This is a genomic window from Stutzerimonas stutzeri (assembly GCF_024448715.1).
Taxonomy (GTDB): Bacteria; Pseudomonadota; Gammaproteobacteria; order Pseudomonadales; family Pseudomonadaceae; genus Stutzerimonas; species Stutzerimonas stutzeri_AR.
In genome coordinates this window covers 369,847-382,227 of record NZ_JAMOHZ010000005.1, presented here as the reverse complement: position 1 = coordinate 382,227, position 12,381 = coordinate 369,847, and the positions used below count along the sequence as shown (strand labels likewise).

The 12,381-nt window shown below is 61.2% G+C and carries 10 protein-coding genes; 6 read left to right on the top strand and 4 right to left on the bottom strand.

Going from position 1 to position 12,381, the window contains the following annotated elements; genetic code table 11:
* Window positions 1-197: 197 nt before the first annotated feature.
* Window positions 198-1,772: a TerC family protein gene (locus NAV33_RS13625; RefSeq protein WP_255980878.1), complete on the top strand. Its 1,575-nt coding sequence runs from the start codon at window positions 198-200 to the stop codon at window positions 1,770-1,772.
* A gap of 50 nt (window positions 1,773-1,822) precedes the next feature.
* Here NAV33_RS13625 and xseA read toward each other — a convergent pair whose 3' ends face one another.
* The gene (gene xseA / locus NAV33_RS13620) at window positions 1,823-3,199 is read right to left on the bottom strand and encodes an exodeoxyribonuclease VII large subunit (protein ID WP_255980876.1); all 1,377 of its coding nucleotides are present in this window, start codon (window positions 3,197-3,199) and stop codon (window positions 1,823-1,825) included.
* A gap of 139 nt (window positions 3,200-3,338) precedes the next feature.
* Here xseA and NAV33_RS13615 point away from each other — a divergent pair, with 139 nt between their 5' ends.
* The 3 genes from NAV33_RS13615 to guaA all read left to right on the top strand — a co-directional run bounded on the left by NAV33_RS13615 (window position 3,339) and on the right by guaA (window position 7,181).
* Window positions 3,339-3,884, top strand: coding sequence for a sugar ABC transporter ATPase (locus tag NAV33_RS13615; protein WP_255980874.1), 546 nt, complete (start codon window positions 3,339-3,341; stop codon window positions 3,882-3,884).
* A 132-nt stretch (window positions 3,885-4,016) separates the two neighbouring features.
* Window positions 4,017-5,486 (top strand): IMP dehydrogenase, encoded by a 1,470-nt coding sequence (gene guaB / locus NAV33_RS13610; RefSeq protein WP_255980872.1) that lies wholly within the window; start codon window positions 4,017-4,019, stop codon window positions 5,484-5,486.
* A 114-nt stretch (window positions 5,487-5,600) separates the two neighbouring features.
* The gene (guaA, locus tag NAV33_RS13605; RefSeq protein WP_255980870.1) at window positions 5,601-7,181 is read left to right on the top strand and encodes a glutamine-hydrolyzing GMP synthase; all 1,581 of its coding nucleotides are present in this window, start codon (window positions 5,601-5,603) and stop codon (window positions 7,179-7,181) included.
* Between the two features lie 62 nt (window positions 7,182-7,243).
* On the opposite strand, the gene NAV33_RS13600 is transcribed toward guaA, so the two are convergent.
* Window positions 7,244-8,083, bottom strand: a complete 840-nt coding sequence (locus NAV33_RS13600) for a DUF1206 domain-containing protein (RefSeq protein ID WP_255980868.1) — start codon at window positions 8,081-8,083, stop codon at window positions 7,244-7,246.
* A 191-nt stretch (window positions 8,084-8,274) separates the two neighbouring features.
* Here NAV33_RS13600 and NAV33_RS13595 point away from each other — a divergent pair, with 191 nt between their 5' ends.
* Complete coding sequence (locus NAV33_RS13595; protein ID WP_255980866.1) at window positions 8,275-9,645, top strand: multicopper oxidase family protein; 1,371 nt, start codon at window positions 8,275-8,277, stop codon at window positions 9,643-9,645.
* Window positions 9,646-9,709: 64 nt separating this feature from the next.
* Window positions 9,710-10,228: a tRNA adenosine(34) deaminase TadA gene (gene tadA, locus NAV33_RS13590; RefSeq protein WP_255980864.1), complete on the top strand. Its 519-nt coding sequence runs from the start codon at window positions 9,710-9,712 to the stop codon at window positions 10,226-10,228.
* Between the two features lie 12 nt (window positions 10,229-10,240).
* On the opposite strand, the gene NAV33_RS13585 is transcribed toward tadA, so the two are convergent.
* Together NAV33_RS13585 and argF are read right to left on the bottom strand one after the other, a co-directional pair.
* Window positions 10,241-11,350, bottom strand: a complete 1,110-nt coding sequence (locus tag NAV33_RS13585; protein WP_255980862.1) for an ABC transporter ATP-binding protein — start codon at window positions 11,348-11,350, stop codon at window positions 10,241-10,243.
* The gene (argF, locus tag NAV33_RS13580; protein ID WP_255980860.1) at window positions 11,347-12,267 is read right to left on the bottom strand and encodes an ornithine carbamoyltransferase; all 921 of its coding nucleotides are present in this window, start codon (window positions 12,265-12,267) and stop codon (window positions 11,347-11,349) included. Before argF ends, NAV33_RS13585 begins: the two co-directional genes overlap by 4 nt.
* Window positions 12,268-12,381 lie beyond the last annotated feature (114 nt).

Genomic DNA, 12,381 nt, shown 5'->3' with positions numbered 1-12,381 from the left:
ATTATCCTCTCGGCTCCATATCTACTCCAAAGGTTCCATGAACATCCACTGTACCCAGCCGTGCTCGTCAACCGTGACGATCACGGCATTGTCCAGCTATTGTCTCCAGATCATTCCCTCCTCCGGCGCCGCGTTATGCCGCCGATGCTTTCTTTGCGATGCACGCCGCCACCTGTCCACCACACGAGACCGCAAACATGGAATGGATCGCTGATCCTACGGCCTGGCTGGGCCTTCTCACGCTTATCGTCCTTGAAATCGTCCTGGGCATCGACAATCTGGTATTCATCGCCATCCTCGCGGACAAGCTGCCGCCCGAGCAACGCGACCGTGCGCGGGTCATCGGCTTGAGCCTGGCGCTGGTGATGCGCCTGGGCCTGTTGGCGAGCATCGCCTGGCTGGTGACGCTCACCGAGCCGTTGGTCGAACTCTTCGGTAAAAGTTTCTCCGGGCGCGACCTGATCATGCTCGGCGGTGGCCTGTTCCTATTGTTCAAGGCGACCATGGAACTGCACGAGCGGCTGGAAGGCCGCATGCACCAGCACACCGGCAGCAAGGCCTACGCCCGCTTCTGGCCTGTGGTGGCGCAGATCATCGTGCTCGACGCGGTGTTCTCCCTCGATGCGGTGATCACCGCCGTGGGCATGGTCGAGCATCTGCAGGTGATGATGATCGCCGTGGTCATTTCCATGACACTAATGCTGCTGGCGAGCAAGCCGCTGACCGCCTTCGTCAATGCGCGGCCGACGGTGATCATGCTGTGCTTGGGCTTTCTGATGATGATCGGCTTCAGCCTCACCGCCGAAGGCCTGGGCTATCACATTCCGAAGGGCTACCTGTACGCGGCCATCGGCTTCTCCATCGCCATCGAATTCTTCAACCAGCTGGCCCGTTCGCGGCGCAAGCGCAGCCTGCAGGGCGCCCGACCGCTACGCGAGCGCACCGCCCATGCCGTGCTGCGTATGCTCGGCGGCAAGCTGGAAGCCGACGAAGTGGATGACGAGATCGCCGACATGGTGGACCGCAGCGGTCAGCCGGAAACGGGCTCGCTGTTCAACCGCCGCGAGCGGGTGATGATCAGCAGCGTGCTCAATCTTGCCGAGCAATCCATCCACACGGTGATGACCGATCGGATGGACGTGGACCGCATCAACCTCGACGGGGAACCCGCGGCTATCCAGGCGGCGCTGCTCAACTCGCCGCACTCGCGTCTGGTGGTGGCCCGTGGCGATTCGCCGGACGAGCCGTTGGGCTATGTACACAAGAAGGAGCTGCTCAAGACGCTGCTCAATGGCGAGGCGCCGGAGATCGAGCCGCTGGTGCGTGCGCCCATCAACCTGCCCGACAGCTGTACGGTGCTTAGCGCTCTGGAGCAGATGCGCCACGCCTCGACCCACATCGCTTTCGTGGTCAACGAATTTGGCGGCTTCGAAGGCCTGCTGACCCTGACCGATATTCTCGAAGCGATCGCCGGTGAGTTGCCCGATGCCAGTGAGGTGGAGGGGCCGGATATCGAGCCGGTGGACGGTGGCTATCGCATCAACGGCGCGGTCAATCTCGCCGTGCTGCGCGAGCGCCTCGGCTTTCGCGCGGTGGCGACCGACGACTACCAGACCCTGTCTGGGCTTGTGATGAGTCTGCTCGATCGTCTGCCGGTGATCGGCGACCAGGTGGAGCACGCCGACTGGCGATTGCACGTCACCGAGGTCAAGGACAGGCGTGTCACGGGGCTATTGCTCAAGCGGATCGAGGAGCAAGGCGCGGCGAGGTAAGGTCTAGGCCAAACACAATCCCGGCAGGGTTTCCTGTCGGGATTGCTCTTTCAAAGCAGAGGCAGTGTCACTGGTTCGAGGTGGTTGTCCTCCACTCGCACATCCAGCTCGCCATCCCCCAGGCGCGCCTTTAACCGCTGCCCGGGCTCGGTCTGGTTGGCGCTGCGAATCGCCTGGCCGCGCTCGTCGAGCAGAATGCTGTAGCCGCGTGACAGTGTCGCCAACGGACTCACGACATTCAGCGTCTGCGTCAGCCCCAGCAGCTGTTGCCGATGGCCTTTCAGGGTGTCCTGCATGGCGCGCGGTAGCCGACTGGACAGATGGTCGAGTCGTTGACGCAGCATGTTCAGGGTTCGCCCTGGATGCTGCCCGGCGAGGCGGGTATCGAGACGGGCAAAACGTTCCTGGCCGGCACAGAGCCGACGGTCGATGCCGCGCAGCAGGCGCTGTTCCAAGTCGTCGATGCGCTGGGCCTGCTGTTGCAGGCGTTCGCCGGGATGGCGCAGGCGGCGGGTCAGACCTTCCAGACGTGAACCCTCGCGATGCAGGCGGTCGCGCATACGCAGCAGCAGTCGCTGGCGCAAGCCATCCAGGCGCTGGCGCACGTCAGCACTGCTGGGCGCCAGGAGCTCGGCGGCGGCGGAAGGCGTCGGCGCACGCACGTCGGCGACGAAGTCGGCGATGGAGACATCGGTCTCGTGGCCGACGGCGCTGACGATCGGCGTCTCGCAGGCGACCACGGCCCGCGCTACTACCTCTTCGTTGAAGCACCAGAGATCTTCCAGCGAGCCGCCGCCGCGCGCCAGGATCAGCGCATCGAAGCCGCCGCGATCAGCCAGCTCGATGGCGCGCACGATTTGTGCAGTCGCTTCGCGGCCTTGGACCGCCGTCGGCACCAGCGTCAGCGCCACGTGGGGCGCGCGTCGACGAAACACCGAAATGATGTCGCGGATCACCGCGCCGGTCGGCGAGCTGACGATGCCGATGCGCTGCGGATGGGCGGGCAGGGCGCGCTTGCCGGCGGCGTCGAACAGGCCCTCGGCGCCGAGTTTTTCCTTGAGCGCTTCGAAGGCCAGGCGCAACGAGCCGTCGCCCGCTGGCTCGACGTTGTCGAGGATCAGCTGATAGTCGCCACGACCTTCGAACAGTGACACCCGTCCACGCACCTTCACCGCCAGGCCGTCGCGCAACGCCTGGCGCACGCGCAAGGCGTTTTGCCGGAACAGTGCGCAGCGGACTTGGGCGTTCTTGTCCTTAAGAGTGAAATAGACGTGTCCGGAGGCGGGTTTGGACAGGTTGGAGATCTCGCCTTCGACCCAGACCTGGGCAAATACGTCTTCGAGCAGCAGCCGCGCGCGACCGTTGAGTTGGCTGACGGTCAGCACTTCGCGGTCGAGATTCAGGCGTTGGAAAGGATCTTTGAGCATGCCGGCGATGATAAGGCAAAAGCGCGAGAAGAGCGCTGAGGACCGAAGGCTAAACGGACAACAGGCGACCGGGCATCATTGACCTATGCGCAGAGCACATTAAGCTGCGCGGCTTTCTTCATCCCTGTTCGAGCCAGCCATGAGCCACAGCCAAGCCATCGTCGTGCCGCGTATTTCCACGTTTCCCGGCCATGAAGCTAAGGCGCGAATGATCCTGCGCTGGCTGGCCGAGCGACGCATCGTCGAGGCGCTGCCAACCACCTGCGGCCGCGGTGCCGGCGGAATGGGTTATGCGATAGCAGCGGGTGCGCGCAGCGTCGTATTGCACCCGGAGCGGTTACCTTTCGGCGAGGCGATCAATGGGCTGGAAGTGGTGACCAAACGTTGCATCTACACGCCAACTCAGGATTTTGCTGAGGAGGCGGGCTGCCCCGAGTGTCGCCGCGAGATTGGTGAGGCACTGTTTGAAAGTCTCGACGAGTGGATGCCCGCGCAGACCGACACGTTCACCTGCCCGGAATGCGGATTCGAGGACGACATCAATGGCTTTCTATTCATCCCGGCCTGCGGGTTCTCCAATCTGGGGTTCATCTTCAATGGCTGGGGCGAGGCCGGATTCCGTCAGACATTTCTCGATGAGTTCGCCGCTCGTCTGGGGTTCGGGGTGGCCCTAGTAATCGAGTAGTGGTGACCAATTGGTCATTTTGTCGATGCAGCGAAGCTGAGTGCGCGCGACGGACCTCACGACCGCATTGAGCGGGATGGCGTGCATGGGTATAATGCCGCGCTTCCTTTTTCCCGCCTGGGAGCCCCCGCCATGCTGCGTATCAGCCAAGAAGCCCTGACTTTCGATGACGTTCTCCTGATTCCGGGATATTCCGAAGTATTGCCGAAGGATGTCAGCCTCAAGACTCGCCTGACCCGCGAAATCGAGCTGAATATTCCCCTTGTTTCGGCCGCAATGGACACCGTCACCGAAGCCCGCCTGGCCATCGCCATGGCGCAGGAAGGCGGCATCGGCATCATCCACAAGAACATGAACGTCGAGCAGCAGGCTGCCGAAGTGCGCAAGGTCAAGCGTCACGAAACGGCGATCGTTCACGATCCGGCTACCGTGACTCCTGAGACGAAAATCAGTGAGCTGCTGCGTAAGGCGCGCGAGCTGGGCTTCTCCGGTTTTCCCGTAGTCTCCGGTAAGGAGCTGGTCGGTATCGTCACTGGCCGTGACCTGCGCTTCACGCCGAATACCGGTGATTCTGTCGCCGCGATCATGACGCCGAAGGACGAGCTGATAACCGTTCAGGAAGGCACCGGGCTGGAAGAAATCAAAACCAAACTCTACGAACATCGCATCGAGAAGATGCTGGTGGTCGACGGCAATTTCCATCTGCGCGGGCTGGTCACCTTTCGCGACATCGAGAAGGCCAAGACTTATCCGCTGGCGTCCAAGGATAACCAGGGTCGTCTACGTGTCGGTGCTGCCGTTGGCACTGGTGCCGACACGGCCGAACGTGTCGAAGCGCTGGCCGCAGCTGGCGTTGACGTGATCGTGGTCGACACCGCGCATGGGCATTCGCGCGGCGTGCTCGATCGCGTGCGCTGGGTAAAGGACAACTTCCCGCAAGTACAGGTAATCGGTGGCAACATCGCCACCGCCGAAGCTGCGCTGGACCTGGTCAAGGCTGGCGCTGATGCGGTCAAGGTTGGTATCGGCCCAGGCTCGATCTGCACAACCCGCATTGTCGCCGGTGTCGGCGTGCCGCAGATTTCCGCCATCGCCAACGTCTCTGCCGCGCTGGAAGGCACCGGGGTGCCGATGATCGCAGATGGCGGTATACGCTTTTCCGGCGACCTGTCCAAGGCCATCGTCGCCGGCGCCAACGCCGTGATGATGGGCTCGATGTTCGCCGGTACCGAAGAAGCTCCAGGCGAAATCGAATTGTTTCAGGGCCGCTCCTACAAGGCTTATCGCGGCATGGGCTCGCTGGGTGCAATGTCCCAGGCGCAGGGTTCCTCGGATCGTTACTTCCAGGATTCGTCCGCAGGCGCCGAGAAGCTGGTGCCCGAGGGCATCGAAGGCCGGGTGCCGTACAAAGGCTCGCTGGCAGCGATCATCCATCAGTTGATGGGCGGCCTGCGTGCCTCCATGGGCTACACCGGCAGCGCGACCATCGATCACATGCGTACCCATCCGCAATTCGTGCGCATCACCGGTGCCGGCATGGCCGAGTCGCACGTTCATGATGTTCAGATCACCAAAGAAGCCCCGAACTACCGGGTCGGTTGATCCACACCTGTAAACAGGCGCTGGAAGCTGGAAGCTGGAAGCTGGAAGCGATGACTTCAGCTTGCACTTCCAGCTTCCGGCTTTCAGCTTCAAGCTCTTTCCGAAGGAAAGCCCATGTCTCATCAAGACATCCACGCCCACCGCATCCTGATTCTCGATTTCGGTTCCCAGTACACCCAGTTGATCGCCCGGCGCGTGCGTGAGCTTGGCGTCTACTGCGAGTTGCACCCGTTCGACATGAGCGATGAAGACATCCGCGAATTCAATCCGCGCGGAATCATCCTCGCCGGCGGTCCGGAGTCGGTACACGCCGAAGGTAGCCCGCGCGCGCCGCAGGCAGTGTTCGATCTGAAAGTGCCGCTGTTTGGTATCTGTTATGGCATGCAGACCATGTCCGAGCAGCTTGGCGGCAAGGTACAGGGTTCGGACGAGCGTGAGTTCGGCTATGCGCGCGTCGATCTGGTCGGCAAGTCCAAGCTGTTCGACGGTATCGAAGACCACATGGATGACGATGGCGTGTTCGGCCTCGACGTGTGGATGAGCCACGGCGATAAGGTGACCAACCTGCCGGAAGGCTTCCATATCCTCGCCAGCACCCCGAGCTGCCCGATCGCCGCGATGGGCGACGACGTCCGTGGCTACTACGGCGTGCAGTTCCATCCGGAAGTGACCCACACCCGTCAGGGCGGGCGCATCCTGTCGCGCTTCCTGCTGGAAATCTGCGGCTGCGAAGCGCTGTGGACGCCATCCAACATCGTCGACGATCTGGTCGAGCAGGTTCGCACCCAGGTCGGCTCGGCCAATGTGCTGCTGGGCTTGTCCGGCGGTGTCGATTCTTCGGTGGTGGCAGCGCTGCTGCACAAGGCCATCGGTGATCAGCTGACCTGCGTGTTCGTCGATAACGGCCTGCTGCGTCTGCACGAAGGCGATCAGGTTATGGCGATGTTCGCCGAGAACATGGGCGTCAAGGTGATCCGCGCCGATGCCGAAGCGCAGTTCCTCGACAACCTCGCCGGCGAAGCCGACCCGGAAAAGAAGCGCAAGATCATTGGCCGCACCTTCATCGACGTCTTCGATGCGCAGGCCAGCAAGCTCGACAACATCCAGTTCCTTGCTCAAGGCACTATCTACCCGGACGTCATCGAGTCCGCCGGTGCCAAGAGCGGCAAGGCGCACGTGATCAAGTCGCACCACAACGTTGGCGGCCTGCCGGAGGAAATGAACCTCAAGCTGGTCGAGCCGCTGCGTGAGCTGTTCAAGGACGAGGTGCGCAAGATCGGCCTGGAGCTGGGCCTGCCGTACGACATGGTGTATCGCCACCCTTTCCCAGGGCCGGGTCTGGGTGTACGCATCCTTGGCGAAGTGAAGAAGGAGTACGCGGACCTGCTGCGTCGTGCCGACCACATCTTCATTCAGGAACTGCGCAACTTCGACTGGTACCACAAGACCAGCCAGGCCTTCGTGGTGTTCCAGCCGGTCAAGTCGGTGGGTGTGGTCGGTGATGGCCGCCGCTACGCTTGGGTCGTCGCCCTGCGTGCGGTAGAAACTATCGACTTCATGACCGCGCGTTGGGCACATCTGCCTTACGAGCTGCTGGAGAAGGTTTCCAACCGCATCATCAACGAAATCGAAGGCATCTCGCGCGTCACCTATGACGTGTCGAGCAAACCGCCTGCCACCATCGAGTGGGAGTGATCGACGGGTCGATTCGCTGAAAATAGAAGCCCCGGTACGCCGGGGTTTTTATTTTCGGGAGGTCAGTGCATGACGGCTGGCATGTCGATACGGCGCCAGATCGCTTCGGAAAAGCTGTAGACGGCGAAGGCGACCAGCCCGAGGCCTACCAGCGACAGCCAGAAGGTGCCGAATGGCAGGCTCTGCAGTGCGTTTAACGCGTCTTCGATTCCAGGTGGGTTGGTGGGTTCGTAGCGAGCGCCCCCGCTGAACAGCAGGCCGGCAACGATCAGGAAGGCAACCCCGCGAGCGATCAGACCAATACGTGAGATCGGCCGAACCCAGCGCATGACATGTTCGGAAGCGTAGAAATACTTTTCGAACTTGGCTTTCCAGCCTTTGACGATGTGAGCGATACCGACGACAAGCGGAACCAGCGCCACGAGATAGACCAGATAATTCGAGTATTTCCAGCCGAGCAGACTGGAGAGGAAGTCGCCACTGCCGGAGCCGCCGCCACCGCTCCCGGCGGATTCTCCAATAGAGCTGCCGAGCAGGCCGAGGGTGAATAGCGCAAGCAGGGTATAGGCGATGGCGCTGCCAATCAGTCCGGCTCGTATCATCAGCCCCTTGGCATCGCTGCCGTGCCCCTCCGGATCGGTTATGGCCTGAGTCAGGCGCCACGCTACGTAGGCCACAAGGCCAACGACCATGATCCAGAGCAAGGTTTCGCCAAACGGTTGCCCCAACAATTGCTGTATCGCGCCCTTGGTCCCAACGGTGTCTCCGCTGCCGATGCCGGCCATGAACGCGAATAAGCCGACGATCAGATAGACGACGCCTCGTGCGGCGTAGCCGCTACGGGCGAGCCAGACGATGCCTCGAGTGACTTCGCCTTTGGCATGGGTAGCTGTGATGTGCATGGGGCCTCCGGTCGCGAGTGCTGTAAAGGTCTCTTGCAATAGAGGGGTAATTGGCGGCTAGGGTTCGCGGGTTTCGTCTGGGGCAGGTGTTCGTTCGGTTCGGAAGCTGTAGCATGATGCAAATGCGAGAGATTCCTTTTTCGGCTGCGGAAGGTCGATGAGGCTCGCGACCGTTTTTTATGGAAGGAAGAATGAGGTTTACACGACGAAAGCTGTTGACGGGACTCGCCGGGTTGGCAGTCTTGGGTGTTGCAGGTGGTGGTGCACGCTATTGGTTGGGCCGGCCCTCTGATTCCGTCACTCATGACTATGAGCTGATCGCCGCGCCACAGGATCTCGAATTGATTGCGGGGCAACAGACGCCAGCCTGGTGCTACGGTGGGCAAGCGCCTGGCGTGGAGCTGCGCGCGCGGCAGGGTGATTGGTTGCGGGTGCGCTTCATTAACCATCTGCCGGAGCCCACGACCATCCACTGGCATGGCATCCGCTTGCCATTGAACATGGACGGAGTGCCCTACGTGTCGCAGCTGCCGGTGTTGCCTGGCGAGTCCTTCGACTATCTGTTTCAGGTGCCTGATGCGGGTAGCTTCTGGTATCACCCGCACACGACCAGCGCCGAACAGCTGGGGCGTGGGCTGGTTGGTCCGCTGATCGTCGAGGAGCGCGAGCCGAGCGGCTTCCGCCATGAGCAAACGCTGAGTCTGAAGAGCTGGCATGTCGACAAACAAGGCGCATTCACTGATTTCAGCGTGCCGCGCGAGGCCGCGCGTGGCGGCACGCCGGGCGTGCTCTCGACAGTCAACGGTGAGCATGCACCAACGTTGGAGTTGCCAGCCGGGCAGGTAGTACGCTTGCGTATCATCAATCTCGATAACACGCTGACCTATCGAATCAATCTCTCGGATGGGGAGGCACGCATTTACGCGCTCGATGGCAATCCGATCAGTCCGCGGCCGCTCGGCAAAAGCTACTGGCTGGGCCCGGGCATGCGCATCGACCTGGCGTTGAAGGTGCCGCCACCAGGACAACAGCTATCCCTGCGCAACGGGCCGCTGCGGCTGGCTACGCTCGCATCCACGAGCACTAACGAGGTTGAGGGAGAATGGCCGGCACCACTGCCACCTAATCCGATCATCGAGCCTGATCTGCAGCAGGCAGAAACCCTGCGTTTCAACTTCGAATGGGCAGGCACCTTGTCCAGCGATGCGGGGCAAGGCGACGCTTTCACCTTCTGGCAGATCAACGGTCAGGCTTGGGACATCAATGACAAAACCTGTGCGGATCGGCCGATCGCGACGTTGAGAAAAAATGGTCACTACATATTCGAGCTGCGCAATCTCAGCCAGTACCAGCATCCAATCCATTTGCACGGCATGACCTTCAAGGTCATCTCTTCCAATCGCAAACGGATCGAGCCCTGGTTCACCGATACCTACCTGCTGGGCAAGAACGAGACGGCGCGAATCGCTCTAGTAGCGGATAATCCCGGCGTATGGATGTTCCATTGCCACGTCATCGACCATATGGAAACCGGTCTGATGGCGGCGATCGAAGTGGTTTGAGGCCGCTGCAAGCCGAACGTGAAAAGTGAAAAGGTAAAGTGAGGGCGACTGAAGCTGAGTTTGAATGAAAAGACTTATGATCATCGACCGTTCTCGTGACGAGGACTTCATGCGTGAAGCGCTGGCGCTGGCCGCCGAAGGGGCGCGGCTTGGCGAGGTGCCGGTGGGTGCGGTGTTGGTGCAGAACGGCGAAGTCATCGGTCGTGGCTTCAACTGTCCGATTTCGCGCCATGACCCCAGCGCCCACGCCGAGATGGTTGCTATCCGTGATGCCGCGCTGGCGGTGGAGAACTACCGGCTGCCTGGCAGCACGTTGTATGTGACGCTGGAGCCTTGCAGCATGTGCGCCGGCCTGATTGTGCACTCACGTATCCAACGTGTGGTTTATGGCGCTACCGAGCCCAAGGCCGGTGTTGCGGTCAGCCGCGGTCAATTCTTCTCGCAGGACTTTCTCAACCACCGAGTACTGATCGAGGGCGGGGTGATGATCGAAGCGTGCAGCGCAGCGCTGAGCGAATTCTTTCGTATACGCCGCCTCAAGCTCCGCAGTGAAAATGCCACACAGAGTCCAGCGGACGGCTGAGCGCTGTACAGGTTATACGTTGCTGCTATAGCGGCGCACACCGGCTTCCGGCAGCTTTTCATGGGCGGCGACACTGCCTTGCGCGGGGAAAACCACCAGATGATCGGCGGCGATGGCAATGCCGACTTCCTGTCCGGTCGGGTAGTCGGCGTGGCTGGGAAAAATGCCTTCGAGCAGATTGCCGGTCGGCAGTTGCAGACGATACAGCGTCGACGCACCGAGGAAAGTCTTACCGACGATAAGCGCCTTGAGCGAGCTCTGCGGCGAGTAGACGATGTCGTCCGGACGCAGCAGAACATCCACCGAGCTACCGGGAGGCATGGTGTAGGCGCGGTTGCCGCGGATAACTCCAAGCTCGGTCTGGACCGTTTCCGGGTCGATCAATTGGCCGCGGATGAAATAACCCTGCCCGATAAAGCTTGCGACGAAAGGCGTGAACGGCTCGTGGTAGAGATTGTACGGCGTATCCCATTGTTCGAGGCGACCATCCTTGAACACCCCGACCTGATCGCTGACGGCGAAGGCCTCTTCCTGATCGTGGGTCACCAGGATCGCGCTGGTGCCGCGTGCCTTAAGGATTTCTCGCACCTCATGGCTCAAGCGGCGGCGCAAATCGCCGTCAAGGTTGGAGAAGGGCTCGTCGAGTAGGAGCAGTTCCGGCTCCGGTGCAAGCGCGCGGGCGAGGGCGACGCGTTGCTGCTGGCCACCTGACAGCTCGTGCGGGTAACGCTTGCTCAGCGGTGTGAGGTGCACCAGGTCCAGCATTTCCCGGACGATACGCTGGCAATGCGGATGCTTGCGGATACCGAATGCAATGTTGTCTGCCACCGTCAGGTGCGGAAACAGGGCGTAGTCCTGAAACACCATGCCGATCCGACGCTTTTCCGGCGCTAGGGTAAAACCGCGCCGTGAAAGCACGGCGTCGCCCAGCTGAATCTCGCCTTCGTTAACGTGCTCGAAGCCGGCGATGGCGCGCAGCGTGGTGGTCTTGCCACAGCCGGACGGCCCGAGCAGGCAACCGATGTCACCGCGATTCAAATGCAGATTGAGGCTCTGTACGACGCTCTGCCCGCCGTAGCCGCAATCCAGGTTGCGCAGGTGCAGGAGTGATTGATGGCTCATGCGTGGTGGTAGGCAGGCTCGACCAAAAACTCAAGCAATGCCTTCTGCACGTGCAGGCGGTTCTCGGCTTGATTCCAGGCTACCGAGCGCGGGTCATCGAGCAGGTCGTTGCTGATTTCTTCGCCGCGGTGAGCCGGCAGGCAGTGCATGAACAGCACGTCATCAGCCGCTACATCAAGCAAAGCGCGGTCTATCTGATAGGGGCGGAAGGTGGCAATACGTGCCGCCACTTCATCTTCCTGACCCATCGAAGCCCAGACGTCGGTGCTGACGAGGTGCGCTCCGTTCACCGCTTCGCGCGGGTCACGGAATATCTGCACACGGTCACCGGCCTGAGCCAGGAGTCCGGCCTTGGGCTCGTAGCCTTCAGGGCAGGCGATACGCAACTGGAAGTCGAACTGAATGGCGGCCTCCATATAGGAGTTGCACATGTTGTTGCCGTCACCGACCCAGGCGACCTTTTTGCCGGCGATGCTGCCGCGGTGTTCGTGAAAGGTCTGCATGTCAGCCAACAACTGGCATGGGTGTAAATCGTCAGAAAGGCCATTGATGACTGGCACCGATGAGTGTGCAGCGAATTCGGTCAGCGTGGCGTGAGCAAAGGTACGGATCATGACCGCATCGAGCATGCTCGACATAACGATGGCTGAATCGCTGATCGGCTCGCCGCGACCCAGCTGAGTGTCGCGAGGCGAGAGGAATATGGCCTGGCCACCGAGCTGAATCATCCCCGCTTCGAAAGAGAGTCGAGTGCGTGTCGAGGCTTTTTCAAAAATCATTCCCAGCACGCGATTCTTCAGCGGTTCGAACAGAATGCCGCGCTCGCGCAGATCCTTCAGCTCGATGCCGCGACGAACCAGGCCGATGAGCTCCTGGGGCGTGCAGTCCATCAGTGAGAGAAAATGCCTTGCGCTCATATCAACTACCTTTATTGCCGCAGTCGAGGCCGGAAGTTTTTCAACGAAAAAGGAGGGGCCTACGACAGGGGGTCGCACGAGAAGCGACGAAACGGGAAAGGCGAGATCTTATCC